Here is a 25,176-nt window from a genome sequence, read left to right on the forward strand (position 1 = left end):
AACTTAACATTATTTTCTTCGCGGATCGAATGCTTCTTGCACCGAGTCCGAAAATAAGTTGGCCGAAAGCACCAGCACAAACATCAGCACAAATGCAGATGACAGTTGCCACCACACCATGGGCTCTCGCGCCATTTCGAGCCGCGCACCATTTATCATATTGCCCCAGCTTTGCATGGTAGGGTCTACACCCACCCCCACATAAGACAAAACAGCCTCAGCCAGAACAAGCCCGCTAAAATCCATGACCACTGTAATCATAATGATATGCATGACGTTAGGCAGTATGTGCCTTGTAATAATACGCCAGTGCCCCACACCAAAAGCTGTTGCCGCCTGAATATATTCCATCTCACACAGCTTTAGTGTTTCACCTCGTAAAAGACGACAGAGACCTGTCCAACTGGTGATACCGAGAATAATACATAGAAACAACAAGCGTAAATCTGCTCGTGCAGCAACCGTATCAAACAAATCAGGGTTACGGTCTATGTAACCTTGCAGAATCAATACGGATGCGGCAATCAACAAAACTCCGGGAATTGAACTCAGTGTTGTGTAGATATACTGAATGACATCATCAACCCATCCACGAAAATACCCTGCCATAATCCCTAAAAACAAAGCAAAAGGCAGCATCACCAGCGTTGTCAACATGCCTATCATCAAGCCAGTGCGAATACTCTTCAAAGATTGGTAAAAAACATCCAGGCCAACCTTATCTGTTCCAAAAATATGATATTTAAGGCTAAGATCAGATGCGGCAAAACCCAGCAGAATGATCATGCTGAATGTCACCAAAACTGTCATCCAGGGAACATCTTCCTCACCTGACCGGATCAGTCTCCAAACCGTTCCCAGTGAGCAGTTTTTACGCCTGGCAAGCCATCCGATCAAAACATAAAAGGTAACGGCCAGCACTGCTACTCCTTTAATCATGGAGACGAGAACAGTGCGCATAACGTCATCTGTAAGATTTTTTTCGTTCTCTCCAAGATGGGCACCCCCATATTTCAATCGAGGATAATCCCGCACTTGCTGCCCATCTGCCTGCACAAAGGTTTCTTTCGCATACAACCTTGTAGCAAATGGGGCTGAGTAGGTTTTCTCTACTCTTTCCTTAAGGGGCTTGGCTATCACATCCAACAAACTTAAAACTTCAGTCGAATAATACTGACCCGTCTCACCGTTTTGATTCTGCATTTGCGGTCTGAAATGAACCGAATCCAGCAGACCGATGACAAGGTAAGCACTCAAAATCACCAATGCAGCCATACCACTTTTACTGTTAGCCACCCGGCGCCATGGAGCGAGCAGATGTTCCCGCCCCCGAATTTTGAATGCGAATAATACTGCCACTGCCATTAGCAGATAGATCAGCGCATCAGTCCAAAGAATCACCAGTTTGAACGTCATTCCAGCCTCACCCTTGGATCTACTAACGTATATGAAATATCCGTTAACGCCAGACCAACGATATACAAAACAGAACCAAGAAACACCATGGCATGCACAATGGCAAAATCCTGTGAATTGATGGCATCAATGGTATAGCTGCCTAAACCCGGAATGCCGAAAAAAGACTCAAGTATCAGTGCACCCATAAATAACAAAGGAATGACTACCACGGCACCCGTCAGTATTGGAATCATGCCATTTTTCAAAACATGGCTGAAAAGCACACGAATCTCGGAAAGCCCCTTGGCGCGTGCAGTGCGCACATAATCCCTGCCAATTTCTTCAAGAAAAAAAGTTCGATACAATCGCGAGCCACTGCCAATCCCGCTAAGGATGCTTACCACTACAGGGAGCATGATAAATTTGATGGCATCCAGGCCCGGACCATAACCGGAAATTGGCAGCAGATGCCACAGCTTGCTAATCAGAAATTGGCCTGTAATGTAATAAAACAGGCTGGAAATAGACATTAATGCCACACACAACACCACACCCCAAAAATCCAGATAAGTCGCTCTGAAAAACACCATTAACAAGGCAAAAGTGATATTGGCTAAAATACCAATGACAAATACTGGCAGGGCGATAGCCAGACTAGGCCACATCCGGTTTTGGATTTCATTGCCGATGTTACGTCCATCATCGGATACACCAAACTGAAAAGCAAACATCCTTACCGATTTTTCAAAGAAAATGGTATCCGTAAATTGACTGGATCCGGATTTTTTACTATTCAAAAACAGAGGCTTGTCATAGCCATGTTCATGCTTCCATTTCACCATTGCTTCTGGCGTAACGTGCTTGATACCCAAATGAATGCGCGCCATGTCATCCGGCGTATTCACAACGAAAAACAGGCTGAAAGTCAGCAGATTAACGCCAATTAAAATAGGAATTGCGTAAAGAAAGCGACGAATAATATAACCGATCATCGCGCCACCATTTTTTCTCGACGCCGGTAGGCAATCACAGCAGGAACAATTACAACAAACAGCAGCAAAAACATTCCAGCCAAGGGCCACAATACTGGCTGATTCCATTCACGTTGTTTCTGACTGCGCAACTTTGCATCAATCCGTTCATACTTCAGGCCATTATTCGCCATGTGATTTGGCTTTACGTTATGCATCCATGCATGATAGAGCCCGTACTCCTTCGGATGATAACCCCACAACCAGGGAGCATCATAACGAGCAATTTTCAACATTTCATCAATAATGGACTGCCTTTTATCCCCATTTTCCATCGTTTTCATTTGCTCGAAAAGCCGATTGTATTCAGGATTATTATAATTGGCAGAGTTCTCCCCTTCCTTTCCCACACGGCTATTTGGTCCATGTAACAAAAACATGAAATTCTCCGGGTCAGGGTAATCTGCATTCCAGCCCCAGTAAAAAATCTGCGCATTGCCACTGCGAATTTTGTCCTGAAACCGGTTATAGTCCGTACTGCGAATTTGCAATTGCAAATTCAGTTTCATGAACTGCTTACGCAACCAGTCCAGCCGCGCCTTGAAGTCCGGCCCGCTACCTGTGGTATCCAGATTCAATAATAGGGGTTTGCCAGTTTTCGCATCTCTGCCATCAGCATATCCAGCTTCAGCCAACAAACGCTTAGCTTCTTCGATAGACTTTCGCTTTGGGGCACCATTTACCCAATCATAAACATAAGGATTAATACCCTCTTTACCCCCCTTGTAGCCAAAGATGCCCGGTGGAATCAAACTTTGCGCCGGAATACCACGACCATTAGCAAAAATAGAAACAAATTCTTCATAATCTACCGCGATAGAAATAGCTTGCCGCAGTTTTCTTGCTTGATCACTGGCGCCCCCAACCACAGAATCCAACATATTAAAGCCCATATAATTGGTTGAAGTAGATACTGATGTGAGCAATCGGATATTTTTCTTTTTCATACTGTCGGTGACGGTTGGCTCACCCTGTGCATTCACCACAACAGCCTGATCAAAACTATCAGAACTAATCCCGGACAAATCATAATAACCTTGCAAAAACTTGTTCCAGTAAGGAATACTTTCCTTTTCCAGACTGAATATCACTTTATCGATAAACGGCATCGGCTTACCCGCGTCCTGAAGCAGTCCTGCCGTTTCATCCCCGGGCTCGCCTTCAACAGGATAACGCTCGCCATGAAAATTGGGATTACGTTCCAGCACCATCTGCCGGTTTGGATTATTAACGGTTAACATATAGGGCCCTGTGCCAACCGGGTACCAGTCCAGACTAAAATTTTTCTCTACCATTCCAGGTTGAGAATAGAAACGATCCGCCTCCTCAGGAACAGGCGCAAAAAATGGCATGGCCAGCCAATAAGCCATTTGAGGATACTTACCCTTTATTTTAAGGCGATAAGTATAACGATCGACTACTTCAACGCCTTCAAGCGGATATTGGGAAAGATCCAGATAGGCATTGCGCCCTTCTTTAGCCACCAAGGCATCCTGTGCCTTTTGTAAAGTATTAGCGTATGCCTTAAGGCCAACAATATAGTCACTCATCACGCCAAAAATGGGCGAATGCAACTTTGGATGAGCTAACCGTTTTATTTCATGGACAAAATCTTCTGCAACCAGCTCACGACTACCTGTCTGTTTAAAATCTGATAAAACCTGAAAATGCGCCAGATCATCTGCTGTCATGCCTTGATAAATCAATTTTCCATTTTGGTCACGCGCAAACGCCGGATGAGGTTGATATAAAACCCCTGGGGGAATATGAATCTCATAAACGCTGCTATCAATAATAGAATCATCAGCTGTGTCGGGCAGACGCTTACCCTGCTTATCAAAATAAGCCAATCGGGGCATTTCAGCCGCACCAAATGGAATCAACGTATAGGGACGTTTCAGATAATGATATTGCAGAGGAGGCTCATAAATCTGGGCAATAATCGCCAATTCATTGGCACTATAGGATTGTGCCGGGTCAAGATGCTTGGGTCGTTCCGTAAAAGAAGAATACAGAATGTTTTTTCCGTCATCAGACTCTGGATAGGGATTATTCCAGGGAGTCATATTGCAAGCTGCCAAAAACAGGGGCAACAGGCAAACAAACAGATCTTTTAAAGAGGGCAGTGTCATTGGATTCACAGTTTACCGTAAACCGGTTGTAGCCGTCATCTCAATCTCCTGTCATCAACACAGAAAGCCGAATTGCAACAATTTGCTATAATAATTATATTGAATAAAAACACATCTAAGGAACAGTAATGGGATTTATGTCGAACAAACGTGTGCTGATCACCGGACTAATCAGCAACCGATCGATCGCTTACGGTATTGCAACAGCAATGAAAAGAGAAGGAGCAGAGCTTGCCTTCACCTATCAGGGCGAGCGAGTAAAAGATCGTGTCATTGAATTGGCAAATGAGTTTGACACCAAATTGATTTTTCCTTGCGATGTCAGCAGCGATGCAGAAATTGACCAGCTTTTTATTGAATTAGGTAAATACTGGGATTGTCTGGATTCTATCGTTCATTCTGTGGCATTTGTTCCAAAAGATGCCTTGTCAGGTGAATATATAGACAACGTTACCCGAGAAAACTTTCGTATTGCCCACGATATCAGCTCCTACAGCTTTACTGCTCTAGCTAAAGCAGCGCTCCCCATGATGCAAGGCCGAAATGCATCACTACTGACATTAACTTATTTAGGTTCCGTTCGCGCCATACCTCACTACAACGTAATGGGATTGGCCAAAGCCAGCTTGGAGTCCAGCGTACTTTACCTGGCACAAAGTCTCGGTTCAAGAAACATACGCGTCAATGCCATATCTGCCGGACCCATAAAAACACTTGCAGCGAGTGGCATTACGGATTTTGGCAAGATTTTCGATTTTGTTGAAAAAAATGCACCATTACACCGTAACGTGACTATTGAAGAAGTAGGTAACACCGCTGCATTTCTTTGCAGCGATCTTGCCAGTGGTATAACAGGGGAAATTACTTATGTTGATGCCGGCTTCAATTCTTCCGTTGGCGGCATACAATAAACAGAGCAGGTATATCAAGATAATACATGCTGCCAATACTGAGTATCAGCAGACATAACCCTATCAAAACAATCACGCAACATTAATGCTTAACAGGAGCAAGCTCAATTACCTTGCCCCTGTAATCTGATTAGCGTTCAGCTTTAACCAGTTTTTCCTTCATTACCTTGATTTCAGCCTGCTTTTTCAGTGAAGCCAGATAAACAGCTGTTTGCTCAGATGCGACTAGCTCAGACAACCCTTGTGCGTAAGCTTTTCTTTTTGCTTCATCAATACCAGTCGCATCCGTTACTTTCGATATTTTCAGCAAAGTGAATCCACCATGTGGATTCTCAACGCCTGCATAAGCCGGTAACTTATGGGCATTAGCTTTAAATACCTGAATTAAAGCCGCTTCATCCAAACCTTGCGCATTTTGACGCGTAATAGTTTTGGAAGCATCCCATGCTAAGGCAACCGATTTACCCTGCCTTAACTGCGCAAGCATTGTTTCACCTTGCTCTTTAGCCATAACAACTGCTTGTTCATTCTGTAAACGTTCTGCAATTGCTGAACTCACTTGATCAAACGGTTTGGTACTAGCCGCTTTATGATCAATCACTCGGGCAGAAACCAAGGTATTGGAAGCCACCTCGATCGCTTCGGTATTACGCTTATTATTCAAGATTTCATCTGAAAACAGCGCTTGCAATACCTTCTCGTTATTTAAACCAGCACCATCACCGCTTGTCCTGCTCACCCATCCGCTGGTTTGAACAGTCAGTTTCAATGCATCCGCAGCAGGCTTTAAGCTATCACCCTGTTCATATACAATATTGCTAAAATTATCAGCTACTTCAGCAAATTTTTTGCTGGCCTTCTGTTTTTTCAATTCAGAAACTATTTCACCTTTCACTTCATCAAGTGCGCGGGATTTAGCAGGCTTAATTGCTGTGAGCTTAATGATATGCAATCCGAAGTCAGATTTTACTGGGCCTGTGATCTCGCCAACAGTCATCTTGAACGCAGCTTCTTCAAATGGTTTAACCATTGCGCCTCGACCAAACATACCCAGATCCCCACCCTGTGCAGCAGAGCCCGAATCTTGAGAATACTTTTTAGCTAACTCTGCAAAATCAGCAGGGTGACTATTAACTTCTTTCAACACCTGATTTGCTTTCTTATTCGCAGCAGTTTTTTCAGCCGCAGTGGCATCGGGAGCAACACTAATCAAAATATGTGCAGCCTGGCGCTCTTCAACCGTCTGATACTGCTTTGAATGCGATAAAAAATAATTCTTCACTTCCTCATCGCTCACTTGCACTTGAGAAAGCAACGCGTCAGCTGAAAGCACAACATATTCAGCCCTCACCTGTTCAGGCACTTTAAAATCTGCAAGGTGGCTATCGTAATAAGATTTAACAGCAGCAGGTTCAATCTTTATTTTGGATAAAAATTGTTCAGGCTTCACTACATGTACGCTGGCTTCTCGCTGTTGCTCACTGGCCTTCATCACAGCTTCCACCACTGTATGCGACATAAACTGACTTGCGGTCAATCCACCTATAAGTTGCTGACTCATCAGCTCCTGCCTGACACGTGATTCGAACATGGAAGGAGTCATATTCTGATTTCGCAGCAACGCATCATAGCGTTCTTTTTGGAACTGGCCATCTTGCTGAAAAGCAGGAATTTGCGCAATCACACTGGCGAGCTGAGCATCAGTGATTGCCACGCCTATCTTGCTAGCCTCTTGAACGAGCAAATGTTGATTTATGAGATTATCAAGGACAGATTGTCTCACCTCAGGGCTATCTAGCAGCGCAGGATCAAAACTCCCACCCAACTTGGTACGTAACCGTTCCTGCTGGTCTTTCAATGCCTGGGAAAACTCCTGGGATAATATTTTCTGACCATTTACAGAAGCAATGACATCCGCTTCGCCCTTATTATGAATATAGGAATCTACACCCCACAACGCAAAAGGCACAATGATCAGTGCAAGAATGATTTTAGCGAAAATTCCCTGAGCACGGTCACGTATAGCTTCCAGCATATTTATTTACCTGAATTAGATCAAATAACGAAGATTAAAGGGTTATTCACGATGAGTAAAGAGGACAGTACTCAAAAACCCACTCAAAGAGGATATCCAACGCCAATAACGAAGCTGAAATGAAAAAAGGATGAACCTGAGTTCATCCTTTTAAATTGGCGGAGTGGACGGGACTCGAACCCGCGACCTCAGCCGTGACAGGGCTGCATTCTAACCAACTGAACTACCACTCCAAAAACTAAAATCTTATGGTGGGTGCTGAGGGGCTCGAACCCCCGACATTCGCCTTGTAAGGGCGACGCTCTACCAGCTGAGCTAAGCACCCGTCTTGTTAAGATGTCTTGCTATTTACAATTCATCTTCAACCAAAGAGGCGCTAGTTTACACTATCTTTTAGCGCTTTACCAGCGCGAAATTTAGGTATTTTTGCTGCCTTGATTTTAATGGTTGCTCCGGTACGCGGATTGCGACCATTACGGGCAGCCCGCTTCCCAACGTAAAACGTACCAAAACCAACCAGTGTAACCATCTCACCTTTTTTCATCGCACCTTTAACGGCTGTAATAGTAGCGTCAAGAGCACGGCCTGCAGCAGCTTTAGAAACATCAGCTTGTTTTGCAATTTGATCGATTAATTCAGATTTGTTCACGTTGAGTCCCCTTTCTACAAAAATTGTAAATACAGGAAATGCCTGCAACCCGCTTTATATCAAGCCACAAAACACTGTGTCAAGTGATTTACGGAAAATATATACTTAAATAAAACTTACAAAATAGATTAAGCGTTTAAACACAATTAGATACATAGCATCTATCACAATGATATCGAACAGTTTCCAAAACTAAATTTCTGACTCACATATCAGCGAAATCTCAATGCTATAGTGCAATTTTCAATTGCTATTGATATTTACATTACTGAAACTAATAAGGGTGAATGCTTTCACATTCACCCTTATTATATTGCCAGTTTTAAACCAACCTAGTGTTTAATCACCGCTGGTTTCTTTTCTTCCGCAACTGGTGGTACCGCAGTTGCGGCATCAACCGGAGGTGCCTCTTCGAGCGGTTTTGGCTTACGCTCCAGTGCCAGATCAAGCACCTGATCTATCCATTTTACCGGATGAATATCAAGTTTATTCTTGATGTTATCTGGAATATCCACCAGATCCTTCACGTTTTCTTCTGGAATCAACACCGTCTTAATTCCACCGCGATGTGCTGCGAGTAGCTTTTCCTTCAGTCCACCAATAGGCAGAATCTCACCACGCAAGGTAATCTCGCCTGTCATGGCAACATCGGCACGCACAGGAATGCCTGTCAGTACGGATACCATCGCTGTAGTGATTGCTCCACCTGCACTCGGGCCATCTTTCGGTGTTGCACCTTCAGGCAGGTGAATGTGGATATCATTCTTCTGATAGAAGTCTTCAGGTATACCCAGTATACGTGAACGACTTCTTACCACACTCAAGGCAGCCTGAATTGATTCTTGCATTACTTCACCCAGCTTACCTGTTGTAATCATCTTGCCCCGACCAGGAAGCAGTGCACTTTCAATGGTCAACAACTCACCACCTACTTCAGTCCAAGCAAGCCCGGTAACCTGACCAATTTGATTATTTTTCTCGGCTATACCATAACTAAAACGACGAACGCCTAAAAATTTATCCAGATTACGCGCGTTAACTGTGACCTTGTTGCCACGCGCCTGTTTTAACAGCAGGGTTTTTACCACCTTGCGGCAAATTTTGGCAACTTCACGATCCAGCGAACGCACACCAGCTTCGCGTGTGTAATAACGCACAATATCGCGTATGGCACTTTCAGAAACAATGAGTTCTGTAGGTTTCAGGCCATGATTCTGCATCTGCTTATCAAGCAAGTAGCGCATAGCGATATTCACTTTTTCATCTTCCGTATACCCTGAAAGACGAATAATTTCCATACGATCCAGTAATGGACCTGGAATATTCATGGTATTCGCAGTAGCTACAAACATCACGTCAGACAAATCGTATTCTACTTCGACATAATGGTCGACAAACGTATGATTTTGTTCAGGATCCAGCACCTCTAGTAATGCAGAGGATGGGTCGCCACGGAAATCCTGCCCCATTTTATCCACTTCATCCAGCAGGAATAATGGATTGCGCACTCCCGACTTTGTCATGCTTTGCAAAATCTTGCCCGGCATAGAACCAATATAAGTACGACGATGGCCGCGAATTTCAGCTTCGTCTCTCACGCCGCCAAGCGCCATACGGATAAACTTACGGTTTGTGGCTTTAGCAATGGACTGCCCCAGCGATGTCTTACCAACTCCGGGCGGCCCAACCAGACAAAGAATGGGAGCTTTTAATTTATCAACACGCTGTTGCACTGCAAGATATTCGATAATCCGCTCTTTAACCTTTTCCAAACCGTAATGATCTTTATCCAGCACTTCTTCTGCAACACGCAGATCTTTACTGATTTTGGTTTTCTTTTTCCAGGGCAGCCCTACCAGCGTATCAATATAAGTACGCACGACGGTAGCTTCTGCAGACATAGGTGACATTAGACGAAGCTTTTTCAGTTCTGCCTCAGCCTTTATTTTAGCTTCTTTAGGCATCTGAGCACCCTTGATTTTCTTATCAAGTTCATCAAGATCTGCACCTTCTTCAATTTCGCCGAGTTCTTTTTGAATGGCCTTAACCTGCTCATTCAAATAGTATTCACGCTGACTTTTTTCCATCTGGCGCTTAACACGACCACGGATACGTTTTTCAACTTGAAGTATGTCAATTTCTGTTTCCATCAAGCTCATAAGATGCTCAAGACGTTTGCCAACATCCAGCATTTCCAGCACTTCCTGTTTTTGCTCCAATTTAAGCGGCAAATGTGCTGCAATTGTATCAGCAAGGCGACCGGCTTCATCAATTCCTGCCAATGAGGTCAATATTTCAGGTGGAATTTTTTTATTCAGTTTCACATACTGATCAAACTGAGCGACCAAAGCACGCTTCATCGCTTCAACTTCATGATCTTCCATTTCATCTGTCGCAATAGGTTTTGCACGCGCAGAATAATGCGTTTTATCATCAATGAATTCTAGGATATTTGAGCGTTTTTCGCCTTCCACCAGCACTTTCACTGTTCCATCAGGCAATTTCAGCATTTGCAAAATACTTGCAACGCTACCAATCTCATACAGGTCTTCTGGAGTTGGCTCATCTTTTGCTGCGGATTTCTGCGCCACCAGCAAAATGTTCTTGCCGGATTCCATTGCAGTTTCAAGCGCCTTTATTGATTTTGGACGCCCCACGAACAAGGGAATGACCATATGCGGAAACACTACTACATCTCGCAATGGCAGTAACGGTAAAGTCACTTCATCAGTGATCGGATTTTCAATATTTGCCATGTCATCCCACCTAAAAAATTACGGATAGAAACTCTAGTTGAGGGCCGACTTCGTGAATTTCAAGTCATTCAAGGAGCAGTTGGCAATAAATTTGCACAATGTGATGAAAAAAACAATCAATCAAGTACTACAACTTCAAGGAATACAGGGCATAAACCCTATACTCCTCAATATAATCAAGCAGATTCAGCAGCCTTCGGCTTGTCTGCATAAATAAGCAGCGGTTTGCCTTCCGCATCTATCACGCTATCATCCAGCACCACTTTGCTCACATTAGACAAGGATGGCAAATCAAACATCGTATCCAATAAAGCATGCTCAATAATTGAACGTAAACCACGTGCACCCGTTTTGCGTGCCAAAGCTTTGCGAGAGATCGCATCTAGGGCTTCCGTACGGAATTCCAGCTCTACACCTTCCATCTGGAATAATTTCTGAAATTGCTTGGTCAACGCATTTTTTGGTTCAGTCAGAATCTGCATCAAAGCCGCTTCATCCAGCTCTTCAAGCGTCGCAACTACTGGCAAACGCCCCACAAATTCAGGAATCAATCCAAATTTAATAAGATCTTCCGGTTCTACGTCACGCAAAATCTCACCGATATCCTTCCGGTTATCTTTGCTCTTAACTTCTGCGCCGAATCCAATACCGCCCTTCTCAGCACGATTACGAATGACTTTATCCAACCCGCTAAACGCACCACCACATATGAAAAGGATGTTTGTGGTATCAACCTGAACAAATTCCTGATTGGGGTGTTTACGACCACCTTGTGGAGGAACGGAAGCTACTGTACCTTCAATTAGTTTCAGCAAGGCTTGCTGTACACCTTCACCGGAAACATCACGCGTAATCGAAGGGTTATCGGATTTGCGAGAAATTTTGTCAATCTCATCGATATACACAATCCCCTGCTGCGCTTTCTCAACATCGTAATCGCATTTTTGCAATAGCTTTTGAATGATGTTTTCTACGTCTTCACCTACATATCCCGCTTCAGTAAGGGTAGTTGCATCAGCCATCACAAAGGGTACATTAAGCAAACGCGCCAAAGTTTGGGCCAACAATGTTTTACCAGAACCAGTAGGCCCTACCAGTAAAATATTACTCTTGGCTAATTCAACTTCGTCTGTTTTACTTGAGTTTCTCAAGCGTTTGTAATGGTTATAAACCGCTACAGACAGAATTTTCTTAGCCTGATTCTGGCCAATCACATATTCATCCAGTATTGCACGGATTTCATGAGGAACCGGGAGTTCCAGTTTCCCAGTTTTTTCTGACTTGTCACCCTGAATTTCTTCACGAATGATGTCATTGCATAGCTCCACGCATTCATCACAAATGAACACTGAAGGGCCGGCGATCAGCTTTCTCACTTCGTGCTGGCTTTTGCCACAGAAAGAGCAATAAAGTAGTTTTTCGCCGCCAATTTTGTCAGACATAACCCGTTTCCCTAAATTTACAATGTATTTTCAAAGCGTTACTAAGCAGTTTCAGCTCTGGTTTCTAGCACTTTGTCAATTAATCCATACTTTACAGATTCCGCACCACTCATGAAATAATCGCGGTCACTGTCTCTCTCAATAGTTTTGACTGTTTGACCAGAATGTTGAGATAACATTTCGTTCAAACGTCCACGCAGGTAGAGAATTTCTTTAGCGTGAATCTCAATATCTGACGCTTGCCCCTGAAAACCACCACTAGGTTGATGAATCATGACGCGTGAATTAGGCAGGCAAAAACGCTTGCCTTTAGCTCCTGCTGTTAACAGGAAAGCCCCCATACTGGCAGCCTGACCAATACACAAAGTACTTACGTCTGGTTTAATGAACTGCATGGTGTCATAAATTGCCAAACCAGCAGAAACTGAACCACCTGGTGAGTTGATATACAAATGTATATCTTTATCCGGGTTTTCTGATTCCAGAAACAGTAATTGCGCCACAATCAGATTAGCTGAAACTTCATTCACAGGTCCAACTAAAAAGACTACTCGCTCTTTCAATAAACGCGAGTAAATATCGTAGGCTCTTTCACCACGTCCAGTTTGTTCAACGACCATGGGTACCAGACCCAAGCCTTGTGGTTCCCAGTTACGATTTTCAATCATTTAGCATTTCCCATCAATTCATCAAAAGTGAGTGACTTATCTTCTACTTTAGCACGCTCAAGCACCCATGCAACTACGTTATCTTCTAATGCCAATGATTCAACTTCAGCCAAACGCTCAGGATTTTGGTAGTACCACTTGACCATTTCTTCTGGCTGTTCATAGCTTTGCGCATAATCTGTCAGTATAGCGCGAACCTGATCTGGTTTAGCTTGAAGACTATTGGCTTTTACCAGTTCGGCAAGAATCAAACCTAATCCTACACGTCTTTTCGCTTGTTCTTCAAAAATTTCCGGTGGTAATGGAATATCTGATACTTTCATACCACGTGCAACCATGTCGTTCTGTGCCTGTTGCATGAGACGCTCAACTTCCATCCCAACCAATGCTTTTGGCAAATCCAGCTTGCTGGTATCCAGCAACGCTTCCATAACCTTTTCTTTAGCCAGGTTTTTTACGCGACTTTTTACTTCGCGTTCGAGATTGGCCTTAATCTCACCGCGCATTTTTTCAAGGTCACCATCTTCAACACCCAGTGTCTTTGCGAATTCGGCATCAACTGCCGGCATCGTTGGCTCAGCTACTGCATTCAGCTTCACCTCAAAAGTCACAGTTTTTCCAGCCACATCTTTCCCATGATAATCTTCTGGGAAAGTTAATTCAAATACCTTCTCTTGTCCTTTAACCATGCCAATAAGCTGGTTTTCGAAATCTTTGAGCAGACGACTTTCACCTAATACAATGACCTGTCCATGCGCTTGACCGCCAGGAAACACCGTTCCATCCATTTTTCCCTGGTAATCGATATTCACCTGATCACCTGTCACCACAGCGCGGTCTACATTTTCATATTGAACGCGTTGCTTGCGAAGTATTTCAATCGTCTTATCGATATCTGCTTCGCCTACCTGAACAGTTGGCCGTTCAATAGTTTTGCCGCTGATGTCACCCAGTACCACTTCTGGGTAAACTTCAAATGTCGCAGTAAACTCCCAGTTGTTTTCGCCTTCAGGCGTTGGCTTGGCTTCAAACCGCGGGTAGCCTGCAACTCTGAACTGTTGGGCGCGCACGGCTTCCGAAAAGCCCTTTTGCAATGCTTCACCCAGCACTTCCTGGCGAACTTGACCGCCATGCTGTTGTTCGACAATTTTCATTGGCACTTTGCCGGGGCGGAATCCATGTACTTTTACATTGCGGGCAAGTTGCTTGAGGCGATTTGCAACTTCTGTGGTGATCTGCTCATTTGGCAAAGTAACGTCAAGACGTTTTTCTAGTGGGCTCAGGTTTTCTGACTGCATTGCTATTCCTCAAAACAAAATATATGGTGCGAAAGGGGGGACTCGAACCCCCACACCTTACGGCGCTGGAACCTAAATCCAGTGCGTCTACCAATTCCGCCACTTTCGCAAACCCGTAAGTGTAATATAATATTTACCTAACTGACAGTAGGCAATACACCACCAATTATGATAATAATTGATTATTTATTCCATCACCAGCCTTAATTTCCCATATCCGATGCCACAACCCTATACAATTGAGCACTACGAGAACTTCCCTGTCGCTTCGATACTGCTGCCACATCGACTTCGGCATCCAATCAGCGTGATTTACACCTTCGCGCGTCAGGCCGATGATTTTGCTGATGAAGGGGATATCAGCGATGAAAAACGTCTGTTATTGCTGGATGAATTCCGCCAGGAACTGGATCTGATTAAATCCAAAGCCACTCCACGCACGCAACTTTTTCTGGATATGGCTGACATTATTGATAAATTCAAACTACCCTTACAGCCTTTTTACGATTTACTCAGTGCTTTTTCTCAGGATGTCATCAAATCCCGTTACGCTGATTTTGGTGAACTTATCCAATATTGCCGACGCTCGGCAAACCCCATCGGTCAACTTTTGTTGCATTTATACGGTGAAGCTACGCCAAAAAATCTGGCCTATTCAGATGCCATCTGCACCAGCCTTCAACTCATCAACTTTTGGCAGGACATTGCAATAGATTTTAAAAAGGATCGAATTTATCTTCCACTGGATGAAATGGCCAAATTTCAAATCAGCGAGAATCAGATTGCACAAGGCAATACTAATGAATTATGGGGATCATTAATGTTATTTCAACTGGATAGAACAAGAAAATTACTCCAGGCGGGTGCACCGCTCGGAAAAGTGCTGCGAGGAAGAATAGGACTTGAAATGCGCATGATTATAATGGGTGGTGAAACTATCCTGCGCAAATTACACAAATCCAAAGGGGATGTATTTCGCAACAGGCCTGTACTCAAGCCAATTGATTGGTTATATATGAGTTATCGTGCAATTCGGGCAAAATAAGAAACAACCACAGGAATATATCGTGACACCAGATCAATATTGTCAGGACAAAACGGCTAAGAGCGGATCCAGCTTTTACTACAGTTTTTTGTTTCTCCCATCTGAAAGACGCAAAGCCATTACTGCGCTTTATGCCTTCTGTCGCGAAGTGGATGATGTCGTAGATGATTGTAAAGAACCTGCTATTGCGAGAATTAAACTGGCATGGTGGCGCAACGAAATTAACCAGACTTTCAAAGGATTGGCTCAACACCCTGTCACTCAGGCCCTTCTCCCAGCCATTCAACAATTCAACCTACCTGAAGAGCACTTTCAGGAAATCATCGATGGCATGGAAATGGACCTTAACCAGAACCGATATCCTGATTTCAAGACACTCCAGCTTTACTGTTACCGCGTCGCCAGTGTAGTAGGCCTACTTTCAGCTGAAATTTTCGGCTATCAGGATCGCAAAACGTTAAAATACGCCCATGATTTGGGCATGGCCTTCCAGCTAACCAATATTATTCGTGATGTCGGTGAAGATGCACGACGCAACCGCATCTATTTACCTCTGGATGAAATGGCACAATATGGTGTTACTGAAGCAGACATCTTCAATTTCAAAGAAAATGAGCATTTCTCTCGTCTCATGGCCTTTCAAATTGAACGTGCACACAGTTATTATGATGCTGCTTTTTCAAACTTGCCAGAATCAGACCGTAAGCCTCAACTCCCAGGTATTATGATGGCGGCCATATACCGCTCACTGCTAAACGAAATACAGAACGATGGCTGCAAGGTATTATCCAGCCGCACAGCACTCACACCGCTACGGAAACTTTGGCTTGCCTGGAAAACCTGGGTTAAAGGGTAAACATTGAAAAAAAGCGTTGCCGTAATTGGTGCCGGATATGCTGGACTTGCTGCTGCTGTAGAACTTGCTCAACGCAATATTCCGGTAACTGTTTTTGAATCTGCCAAGGAACTGGGTGGCCGGGCGCGCAGAGTGTCACTAAAAGGCCTGAATCTCGACAATGGCCAGCATATTCTGATTGGGGCCTATCGCGAAACGCTTCGACTTATTAAATTAGTTAGCCCGCATGCAACAGTAAATACAATAAAACCCTTCTTACGTATTCCCCTTGAATTGACCATTCTTGGGCACTTCAACCTTAAGGCGGCCTCTTTGCCAAAACCGTTCCATCTCGCGGTTGGGCTTATGACTGCACAGGGACTGAGTTTTCCTGAACGCTTGCGTGCGGTACGCTTTATGCTCAGCATGCGCTCCAGAAAATTCAAACTAAAACAAGACATCAGCGTTTTTACCTTATTGCAACAATTTAATCAGACAGGTTCGCTTGAAAAGCTTTTGTGGACCCCACTGTGCATATCCGCCTTGAATACGCCTCCTGAAATGGCCTCTGCCCAAGTATTTCTGAACGTACTCAGAGACAGTTTGAACGGTGGCCGTAATGACGCTGATCTTATCATTCCCAGTGTTGATCTTAGCGATCTGTTCCCTGATAATGCGGCAAAATATATTGAGAATCATGGCGGTCACATTTTTCGATCAACAAGCGTTATTTCCATCGAAGTTGGCTCTAAAGGGTTTGCTGTGCTAACACAGGAATCCAACCAAGTATTCAGTCACGTTATCTGTGCAGTCCCGCCTCAACGCATCAAGCAACTGATAAGTAACATACCGGAGCTGGCAGCATCAGCTGACTTGGCAAGCAATCTGACATACCAGCCTATTTATACGCTCTACCTGCAATACTCGCATAAAATTGCCATGCCCAAACCCATGCAAGGTTTAGCATCAGGCTTCTCGGAATGGGTGTTTGACCGGGGACAAATAAGCAACAATCCCGGGCTTTTGGCTGTAGTGATTAGCGCAGAAGGCAAGCATCAACTGCTTAGCCATGATGAATTAGCCAATTCAGTTCATAAAAAGCTGAAATCCTATATTCCCGATTTAACGGAGCCACTTTGGTATAAGGTCATTGCAGAAAAACGCGCTACATTCTCATGCATAGCCAATCTGCAACGCCCTGAACAAATCACACCACTTAAGCAATTTTACCTAGCGGGAGATTATACTGCCGGCGATTATCCTGCAACACTCGAAGCAGCGACACAAAGTGGGGTAAAATGCGCCCAATCAATTTTGGAAATATCATGAAAAACTATCAAGCCACAAAAGAATTACTGAAAGACAAAGTTATTCTCATTACTGGAGCAGGTCAGGGAATTGGCCGCGTTGCCGCAATCACCTATGCGGCACATGGCGCCACGGTAATTCTGCTTGGAAGGAATGTTCAGAATCTGGAAGCGGTTTACGATGAAATTGAAAGTGCTGGCTATGCTCAACCTGCTATTTTTCCACTTGATCTCGAAAAAGCCACCGATGCGGAATATGAGGCACTGGCTCAAGCTATCAAGCTTCAATTAGGCCGACTGGACGGTATTCTGCATAATGCGGTGCGGTTTTTCAGCTTATGCCCAATCGAATTACAGACGCTTGATCAGTGGAACAGTTTGCTTCGCGTCAATCTGATAGCGCCTTTTGCTCTGACACGCGCATGCCTGCCAATAATGAAAGAATCGCCAGACGCTTCCATCATCATGACTTCGGAAACCCATGGTCACACACCTGCTGCCTATTGGGGGGGATTTGCTGTCTCTAAAGGCGGCGTGGAAACCATGGTTAAAATCTGGGCGCAAGAGTTTGAAATGTTTCAGAATCTGCGAATAAATGCTTTGATTCCTGGCCCTGTCCAATCTACCCAGCGGGCCAAAACGCATCCAGGCGAATTTAAGGACACTATGCCCAAACCTGAGGATTTAATGCCGATTTACTTGTATCTGATGGGGAAAGATAGCAAGAAAATCAATGGTGAAATCGTCGCTTGCTGAAAGAATCAGGCTTTCAGAAAAAAAATCAGTTTTTCGTCGGCTACCTCGATCAAATCATTTTCCTGAAGTTGATGAGGCTGGGTACCAATGGATTTTCCATTTACTTTGGTCGTTTTTTTGCCTTCTACATGAGTAACATAATAACCATGTGGACGGCGAGTGATAACTGCAAGCCTGTTACCTGCCTGCCCAAACGTTTGCAAAGGCCGGCTGATAACAATTTCCTGACCAAGATGTTGCCCTTTTACACCTTTGACACCTCCCAGCGGAAAGTTGGCTTTATTGGTACGAGCAGCTGATAAGGCTGTCGCCAACTGAGAGTGCGTGTGCATTGGCATCATTGCTTCAGGGGGTTCGTCTTTTTTCCAGGGCGCAGCCATCATGAGCGTTTTGTCAAAATCCATGTCGGACGAGGCGCGCTGGTTGACATATTTCAACTGAAAGTCACTGATTCCAATCACATCATTATTTTGCAGAATATGCTTAACAAACTTTTTTCCATTCACTGTCGTACCGTTAGTACTACCCGCATCTTCAAGTATATGGTCATTTCCAACTGTAACAATGATAGCTTGTGATTTACTGATACTGGGATCATCCAGAAAAATATCATTATCTGGTTTACGACCGATTACAAACTGGTCCTTATCCAGAAAATAATGTCCTTGAACTAAACCTTCACAGCTGACCACTAGTTTTGCCATTTTGCTTCCTGCCCCTAAAACTTTTTCAGCCAACCGAACAACCGGTCAGACAAACTACGCTCTTCTTCAATATCATTCACCACTTTAGCCATCAGCACAGAAACATTATCGTGCCCGCCATTGTCGTTTGCCATCTGAATCAATTGGGTTGCAGCAAGTGCAAGGTTTGACTGAAGCTCACTTACAGCAAGTTCAATGTCCGTATCATCGACCATGTCATTCAAGCCATCCGAACAGAGAAGATATACATCCCCGGGCAATACATTTTTTTCAATCAGATCGACTTTTATTTCCGGTTCAACACCCAATGCACGGGTTACCAGATTACGATTATGGGAAACCTTTGCTTCTTCTGAGGAAATCAACCCCAGTTCAACTTGTTCTTGTAGTAAAGAATGATCATGGGTCAACAAATCAAAACGACCATGACGTAATCGGTACAATCGAGAATCACCTGCATGCGCAATTGTTACCCGATTATTATGAAACAAGGCCAAAACGACCGTTGTCCCCATACCGTGATATTTATTATTTGCCTCAGCCGTTTTATAAATAGCCCGATTCGCTTTTTCAATCGCAGCCTTGATTACCTCTGATTCTACCGATGATTGTTCTGATTTAGGAATAGCTTGGCTTTTGACAACACCTAACTTTCTCTTGATATCGTCCACAATCAAGCCCGTGGCCATGGCACTCGCCACATCACCCGCCTTATAACCTCCCATACCATCTGCTAGAACCAGCAACTGAAGATCGCTATCTATAGAGATACTGTCTTCGTTGAACGAGCGTACCACACCAGGATCCGTTGCACTGGCAACCTCTAATCGACTGCTCGTTGTCATGCCTTTAAATCCTCTATATCTATGAAAAACACCACAGCAATTCTTTGTATTGTAAAATATAAATGCGTAAACAATATTTTTCCTAAAGCATTCTCTCACCTGACTTGGAAAAAAAGCAATACCAGTCTGGTTGAACTAACATTAATTAATTCTCATAAATCACAATGATTATAAATCCTGTACGAATCAGTATTGACATTATCCGATGAAAAAACTACTGTTATGCCTGTCTGCAGGACCGATACCACTCTACGTTTATTCACACTCAACCGCAGCGTTTAATGGCAACTGAAAAATTAGGCCGATATGAAATACTCTCAGAGCTTGGCCAAGGCGCCATGGGAGTTGTATACAAAGCTATTGATCCGCTTATTGAGCGTACTGTTGCTATTAAAACTATCAAGTTGGACCTTTCCCAGGAAGAGCTTGCTAACTTTGAAGAACGTTTCTATCGGGAAGCAAAATCAGCCGGCCGACTTAATCACCCAAATATCGTCACCATCTATGATGTAGGTAAATCAGACCATGTTGCTTATATGGCGATGGAGTATCTGGAAGGACAAGTATTAAGAGACATATTAGATACCCATTCAGCACTATCCGTCGATAAAATCGCGGAAGTGATTGCCCAGGTTGCAGACGGCTTAGCTTATGCTCATGAAAATGGTATTGTTCACCGTGATATTAAACCGGCAAATATTATGCTGGTCAGGGACGGTGTAGCCAAAATTACTGATTTTGGTATAGCACAGATGCCAACCGGTTCCAGAACCTTGGCAGGGACGGTGTTGGGTTCGCCCAAGTATATGTCACCAGAGCAAGTGATCGGTCAGAATGTTGATGGACGTTCAGATATTTTTTCGCTGGGTGTTGTATTGTATGAAATGCTCACCGGCGAATCCCCATTTAGTGGGGATAATATCAGCACCATTATGTATCGCATCCTGAATGAAACGCCACCAACCCCGGGTGCACTGAATCCAAAGCTGCCAGAAGCATTCAATTATATTGTAGACAAAGCTTTAGCCAAACACCCTGCGGATCGTTATCAATCAGCCAAAGAAATGGAAGAAGACCTGATGAATTATCAGCGTCTGTCAATTCCAGATTCCGCTGAAGAAATAAATAACCGCCACAGAACACTGGATAGAAGATCTAAACCCAGAATTGATATGGGTGAAGAAACCATATTTCTCAATCAGATTTCTGGGGGGCTAATTGGTAGCAAAACGAATTACAGCCCACCCGGCGCAGGAGCGTCAGAAGCAAAAACCATAGTTGAGCCCACTTTCTGGGAGAGTAACAAAATTCTGCTTTCTGCTATTTTGATATTGCTTCTGGCTTTTGCTGTTACAGTGATAATAGGCAGGTCTTCTCATCAGGAGGAAACGCCGGCTCCCCCTCAGTTAGTTGAGGCTCCGCAATCCACGCTTAAAACACCCATGCAAGAAAGTACCGATCCCCAAATTGACCAGGGGCAGAGCAAGCTTGCTATCGATGAAATTGCCTCTGCACGCCCACTCCAAAGCGAACTGCCATCAACAACTTCGCAAAATAGAGAGCCGTCCCAGGCGATCAAAAACAATGAAAAAGTCAAACCTACGGTTGAAACGGAGACTCCAGAACAAACTGAGGTCATTAAAAACCCGGCTCTCCTGACATTTGCGGTCACACCCTGGGGCGAAATATATATTGATGGTAAAAAGGAAGGAGTCACTCCCCCTCTCAAAGAGCTGACTATTTCAGCGGGTAAACATAGAATCGAGATTAGAAACTTGAATTTTGCGCCTTATTCGGAAACAATAGACATTAAATCCGGATCCACGAAAAAAATAAAATACATATTCCAATAAAGGACTTTTGTGCGCACTCGATCACTGCTTATTTTTATGCTTGCTGCATTTACAGCTACTGCCTGTTCAACAGGCCCGGTGAGAGATTTGGGTTTAGATAAACTCTCCCCTAGAAAGGCTGAACAGGAACTATCAATTGGTCTGAAAAGCTATGAGGATGGTAATTACCAGACAGCTGCAAAATACCTGCAGAATGCATTAAACTTGGGACTTACCTTTAAAAAAGACCAGATAAATGCACACAAATATTTGGCTTTTGTTTATTGTGCATCCGAACGTGAAAAACAATGCCGCGATGAGTTCAAAAAAGCCTTGGATATTGATCCCAGTTTTGAATTAAGTACTGCAGAAGCAGGCCACCCTATCTGGGGCCCCGTTTTCAGAGGTATGAAAGCAGAGCAGCCACCACCCAAAAAAAATAAATAACGGCAAGCTATTTATTTTAAGTAAAACTCCATTTTCGTTCCTGCCAGTTCAATAATGTCATGATTTTTAAGGGCACGGGATTGCAGGCCTATGGATACACCATTCAATAAAGGGAATTCGCCTCCCTCAATATGAGTCAGAAAATAACCACCAGTACGGCGAGTAACCACCGCCATCTGTAAACCTGGCTTGCCAATTGTTGTAAGCGTTTTCTCTAACTGCAACTCATGTCCGGCACCTGGGCCGCTTAATATTTGCAACCCGGCAGAATAAGCGCTTACCTGTTCAATATAACTTTTCTTTCCCGGCACCGAGGCTTTTTTGGATCGCGATAACGGACCTGCTCTTTTCAGGGTATCGCCCAAAACATAACCAGTTTGCTCTTTTTCCTCTGTTTCGGCCGTATCAGCTTCGATAGTTTCATCAAAATTCATTAACCACCCAAGGTCATCATCATCCTGTACCGGATTCTCTATTGGCTCGTATATATATTTCAACAAAAAACCGCCAATTCTGATTTCATCCTTCTCTTGCAGAACACATTTCTTCACTGGCTGATTATTTACCTGGGTACCGTTGGTGCTATCAAGATCTTCCAGAAAGGAGTCGTTCCGAATGGTAATAACTAATGCATGTTCGCCGCTAACGGCTTCATGCTTTAACTGAATATCATTATAAGGTTTGCGACCGATAGTAATTCGCTCTTTGTCCAGTGCGTATTCACCTTCTATCTGCCCATCCTGATTGTATACAATAAATTTTGACATCGTTGAATATGAGTAAAAAAGCTAAGCGGGTATCAAGAACTGATTACCCTGGCCAAAATCAGTGTAACATTATCGACGCCTCCCTGATCAAGTGTACGTCGCAACAACTCCTCCACCCCCCATCCAAGTCGACCATCCATTTTGGTCAATATGGAATGTATTTCTCCATCATCCAACATATCATACAACCCATCTGAACATAACAGGAACAGGTCATCCGGGTTAACCTGTTGCTCGAACACATCCACCGTCACTCTGGGCTCCGATCCCAATGCTCTTGTCAGCATGCTGCGAGCTGCCACGCGCTGCCTTTCATCTTCAGGAAAAAAGCCTAGTTCGATTTGCTCCTGCAGTACGGTGTGATCTACTGTCAGTTGCTGCAAAACATCACCTCTCAAAAGATAAAGCCGCGAATCGCCAACATTGGCTACCGTAACTATATCCTCAGCAAACTGCGCCATAACGATCGTTGTCCCCATTCCGGCACATTCAGGCGAATGCAATCCAGCCTCATAAATAGCCAGATTAGATTTTTCAATTGCATTACACGCGCGCGCCATTGATGGCGTTAAATCATCGCCGTAAAATAAACCAATATCAGAAACTGGTTGTTCAATATTTTTAATTTCGCTTATGACAGTGCTCACAGCGATTGCACTTGCTACCTCTCCAGCCTGACAGCCTCCCATGCCATCTGCAAGCACCATCAATTTAGCAGCAGCATCACAGCCAAAATTATCTTCATTAATTAGGCGCACGCGGCCTTGGTCACTCCCGCAAGAAATCTCAAGAGCATAAGACTGTGTGTAAAACTTCGGCATTTCCAAAGCAGTGACCATCTAGCGTACTCTATATCGTCAAATTGCATCACAGCAATAAAACAATGAATAAAAGGTAAAGTTGTAAAGCAATAAAACTTAACCGCTATTGTATAAAAATATCAATAAACTGATGCGTAGTTATCTTCTACAAGCTGAAACTGCTTCGTCAAGCCGGTCAACACTGACAATTTCAATGCCTGGAATTGATTGTTTAGGCTTATTTCCCTTCGGAATAATCGCATAGGTAAAACCCAGTTTTACAGCCTCCTTAAGTCTTTCCTGTCCCCTTTGGACGGGTCTGATCTCTCCTGCCAATCCCACCTCCCCGAACACCACCATTTTTTCTGGTAAAGGTTTATTACGCAATGAGGACACAATGGACAAAAGCACTGCCAGATCAGCTGCTGGTTCGCTGATTTTTACCCCACCTACTGCATTCACAAATACATCCTGATCAAAACAGGCTATGCCGGCATGCCTGTGCAATACAGCCAGCAGCATCGCCAGCCTGTTTTGCTCAAGTCCTACAGAAAGTCGTCGCGGGTTAGGCGAATGTGCTTCATCCACCAACGCCTGCACTTCTACCAGAAGTGGTCGCGTGCCTTCTTGTGTCACCATTACACAAGTACCGGGAACTTGCTGTTCATGTTGCGATAAAAATAGCGCAGATGGATTGCTCACGCCACGCAATCCCTTTTCCGTCATAGCAAACACCCCTAACTCATTAGCGGGACCAAAACGATTTTTAAATGCCCGGATCAACCGAAAACTGGAACTGGGGTCGCCTTCAAAATAAAGCACAGTATCAACAATATGTTCCAATACACGCGGGCCTGCGAGGGAACCTTCTTTGGTGACATGCCCTACAAATATAATGGTTGTTCCGCTTTGTTTGGCAAACCGGGTTAGCTGCGCGGCACACTCTCGCACCTGCGCAACGCTGCCTGGTGCTGATTGCAGGGCTTCGGAGTAAGTTGTTTGTATAGAATCAATCACTGCCACATCAGGCTTATGAGCTTGTAGTGTCGCCTGAATTTTTTCCAGTTGAATTTCTGCTAATAACTGCACCCCTTTTGCATCAAGAGACAAACGCCTCGCGCGCAGTGCAATCTGCTGAGCGGATTCTTCACCACTCACATACAGCACTTTGCGTTCAGTGCTCATATGGCACAGAGACTGAAGCAGGAGCGTTGATTTACCAATACCCGGATCACCTCCGATCAGGATAACTGTGCCATTCACCAATCCGCCACCCAACACGCGATCAAACTCGGACACACCGCTCGTATAGCGAGGTTCTTCCTTAGCTTCTACATCACTCAGGCTTTGCACTTCACTGGTCACTGAAAGTGCGTTATATCGCGCCTTACTTGTCTCAGCTATGGTTTCAACCAATGTATTCCAAGCGAAGCAATGGGGACACTGTCCTTGCCATTTTGTGGATTGCCCGCCGCATTCTGTACAGGTATAGATATTTTTTTGTTTAGCCATTCTATT

General features: G+C 44.1%; 21 protein-coding genes and 3 tRNA genes. 7 read left to right on the forward strand and 17 right to left on the reverse strand.

All coding sequences use genetic code 11. The features are described from left to right. Window positions 1-9: 9 nt before the first annotated feature. The 3 genes from EDC63_RS07230 to EDC63_RS07240 are packed head-to-tail and all read right to left on the reverse strand — an operon-like array spanning window position 10 to window position 4,561. Window positions 10-1,416: an ABC transporter permease gene (locus EDC63_RS07230; protein WP_124945650.1), complete on the reverse strand. Its 1,407-nt coding sequence runs from the start codon at window positions 1,414-1,416 to the stop codon at window positions 10-12. Continuing rightward, complete coding sequence (locus tag EDC63_RS07235) at window positions 1,413-2,390, reverse strand: ABC transporter permease (protein ID WP_124945649.1); 978 nt, start codon at window positions 2,388-2,390, stop codon at window positions 1,413-1,415. The genes EDC63_RS07230 and EDC63_RS07235 overlap by 4 nt, the downstream gene beginning before the upstream one ends. Then, on the reverse strand, window positions 2,387-4,561 hold the full coding sequence (locus tag EDC63_RS07240) for an ABC transporter substrate-binding protein (protein ID WP_124945648.1): 2,175 nt from the start codon (window positions 4,559-4,561) through the stop codon (window positions 2,387-2,389). The genes EDC63_RS07235 and EDC63_RS07240 overlap by 4 nt, the downstream gene beginning before the upstream one ends. Before the next feature lie 128 nt (window positions 4,562-4,689). On the opposite strand from EDC63_RS07240, the gene fabI reads away from it, so the two are divergent. Beyond that, window positions 4,690-5,472, forward strand: a complete 783-nt coding sequence (gene fabI, locus EDC63_RS07245) for an enoyl-ACP reductase FabI (RefSeq protein ID WP_124945647.1) — start codon at window positions 4,690-4,692, stop codon at window positions 5,470-5,472. A 130-nt stretch (window positions 5,473-5,602) separates the two neighbouring features. Here the strand turns inward: fabI and EDC63_RS07250 are convergent, their stop codons facing one another. The 9 genes from EDC63_RS07250 to EDC63_RS07290 form a co-directional block, all read right to left on the reverse strand. Continuing rightward, window positions 5,603-7,507 (reverse strand): SurA N-terminal domain-containing protein, encoded by a 1,905-nt coding sequence (locus EDC63_RS07250; protein ID WP_124945646.1) that lies wholly within the window; start codon window positions 7,505-7,507, stop codon window positions 5,603-5,605. Between the two features lie 156 nt (window positions 7,508-7,663). Next, window positions 7,664-7,740 (reverse strand) — tRNA-Asp (locus EDC63_RS07255). A gap of 16 nt (window positions 7,741-7,756) precedes the next feature. Then, a tRNA-Val gene (locus EDC63_RS07260) sits at window positions 7,757-7,832 on the reverse strand. 51 nt (window positions 7,833-7,883) lie between these two features. Continuing rightward, window positions 7,884-8,156, reverse strand: a complete 273-nt coding sequence (locus tag EDC63_RS07265) for an HU family DNA-binding protein (protein ID WP_124945645.1) — start codon at window positions 8,154-8,156, stop codon at window positions 7,884-7,886. 332 nt (window positions 8,157-8,488) lie between these two features. Continuing rightward, window positions 8,489-10,912 (reverse strand): endopeptidase La, encoded by a 2,424-nt coding sequence (gene lon, locus EDC63_RS07270; protein WP_124945644.1) that lies wholly within the window; start codon window positions 10,910-10,912, stop codon window positions 8,489-8,491. A 176-nt stretch (window positions 10,913-11,088) separates the two neighbouring features. Continuing rightward, complete coding sequence (gene clpX, locus EDC63_RS07275; protein ID WP_124945643.1) at window positions 11,089-12,354, reverse strand: ATP-dependent Clp protease ATP-binding subunit ClpX; 1,266 nt, start codon at window positions 12,352-12,354, stop codon at window positions 11,089-11,091. Window positions 12,355-12,395: 41 nt separating this feature from the next. Continuing rightward, window positions 12,396-13,022, reverse strand: coding sequence for an ATP-dependent Clp endopeptidase proteolytic subunit ClpP (gene clpP / locus EDC63_RS07280; protein WP_124945642.1), 627 nt, complete (start codon window positions 13,020-13,022; stop codon window positions 12,396-12,398). Continuing rightward, window positions 13,019-14,320 (reverse strand): trigger factor, encoded by a 1,302-nt coding sequence (gene tig, locus EDC63_RS07285; RefSeq protein WP_124945641.1) that lies wholly within the window; start codon window positions 14,318-14,320, stop codon window positions 13,019-13,021. Before tig ends, clpP begins: the two co-directional genes overlap by 4 nt. Before the next feature lie 24 nt (window positions 14,321-14,344). Then, window positions 14,345-14,429: transfer RNA gene (locus tag EDC63_RS07290), tRNA-Leu, on the reverse strand. Window positions 14,430-14,540: 111 nt separating this feature from the next. On the opposite strand from EDC63_RS07290, the gene hpnC reads away from it, so the two are divergent. The 4 genes from hpnC to EDC63_RS07310 are packed head-to-tail and all read left to right on the forward strand — an operon-like array spanning window position 14,541 to window position 18,263. Continuing rightward, a complete protein-coding gene (gene hpnC / locus EDC63_RS07295; RefSeq protein WP_124945640.1) occupies window positions 14,541-15,365 on the forward strand; it encodes a squalene synthase HpnC in 825 nt (274 codons plus the stop codon). 22 nt (window positions 15,366-15,387) lie between these two features. Then, window positions 15,388-16,221, forward strand: coding sequence for a presqualene diphosphate synthase HpnD (hpnD, locus tag EDC63_RS07300; protein ID WP_124945639.1), 834 nt, complete (start codon window positions 15,388-15,390; stop codon window positions 16,219-16,221). Between the two features lie 3 nt (window positions 16,222-16,224). Beyond that, window positions 16,225-17,529 (forward strand): hydroxysqualene dehydroxylase HpnE, encoded by a 1,305-nt coding sequence (gene hpnE, locus EDC63_RS07305; RefSeq protein ID WP_124945638.1) that lies wholly within the window; start codon window positions 16,225-16,227, stop codon window positions 17,527-17,529. Continuing rightward, entirely contained in the window at window positions 17,526-18,263 is a 738-nt protein-coding gene (locus EDC63_RS07310; RefSeq protein WP_124945637.1) for a YciK family oxidoreductase, read from the forward strand. The genes hpnE and EDC63_RS07310 overlap by 4 nt, the downstream gene beginning before the upstream one ends. 5 nt (window positions 18,264-18,268) lie before the next feature. Here the strand turns inward: EDC63_RS07310 and EDC63_RS07315 are convergent, their stop codons facing one another. Both EDC63_RS07315 and EDC63_RS07320 read right to left on the reverse strand, forming a co-directional pair. Next, a complete protein-coding gene (locus EDC63_RS07315) occupies window positions 18,269-18,967 on the reverse strand; it encodes an FHA domain-containing protein (RefSeq protein WP_124945636.1) in 699 nt (232 codons plus the stop codon). Window positions 18,968-18,981: 14 nt separating this feature from the next. Further along, window positions 18,982-19,812, reverse strand: coding sequence for a Stp1/IreP family PP2C-type Ser/Thr phosphatase (locus tag EDC63_RS07320; protein WP_124945635.1), 831 nt, complete (start codon window positions 19,810-19,812; stop codon window positions 18,982-18,984). A gap of 281 nt (window positions 19,813-20,093) precedes the next feature. Here EDC63_RS07320 and EDC63_RS07325 point away from each other — a divergent pair, with 281 nt between their 5' ends. Both EDC63_RS07325 and EDC63_RS07330 read left to right on the forward strand, forming a co-directional pair. Continuing rightward, window positions 20,094-21,665: a serine/threonine protein kinase gene (locus EDC63_RS07325; protein ID WP_124945634.1), complete on the forward strand. Its 1,572-nt coding sequence runs from the start codon at window positions 20,094-20,096 to the stop codon at window positions 21,663-21,665. 9 nt (window positions 21,666-21,674) lie between these two features. Then, entirely contained in the window at window positions 21,675-22,091 is a 417-nt protein-coding gene (locus tag EDC63_RS07330) for a TssQ family T6SS-associated lipoprotein (protein WP_223272277.1), read from the forward strand. Between the two features lie 11 nt (window positions 22,092-22,102). On the opposite strand, the gene EDC63_RS07335 is transcribed toward EDC63_RS07330, so the two are convergent. The 3 genes from EDC63_RS07335 to radA form a co-directional block, all read right to left on the reverse strand. Beyond that, the gene (locus EDC63_RS07335) at window positions 22,103-22,858 is read right to left on the reverse strand and encodes an FHA domain-containing protein (RefSeq protein WP_124945633.1); all 756 of its coding nucleotides are present in this window, start codon (window positions 22,856-22,858) and stop codon (window positions 22,103-22,105) included. 32 nt (window positions 22,859-22,890) lie between these two features. Further along, complete coding sequence (locus EDC63_RS07340; RefSeq protein ID WP_165922940.1) at window positions 22,891-23,616, reverse strand: PP2C family protein-serine/threonine phosphatase; 726 nt, start codon at window positions 23,614-23,616, stop codon at window positions 22,891-22,893. Window positions 23,617-23,817: 201 nt separating this feature from the next. Beyond that, complete coding sequence (gene radA, locus EDC63_RS07345) at window positions 23,818-25,170, reverse strand: DNA repair protein RadA (RefSeq protein ID WP_124945631.1); 1,353 nt, start codon at window positions 25,168-25,170, stop codon at window positions 23,818-23,820. Window positions 25,171-25,176 lie beyond the last annotated feature (6 nt).

Source organism: Sulfurirhabdus autotrophica (assembly GCF_004346685.1).
In the GTDB taxonomy this organism is placed as follows: domain Bacteria; phylum Pseudomonadota; class Gammaproteobacteria; order Burkholderiales; family SMCO01; genus Sulfurirhabdus; species Sulfurirhabdus autotrophica.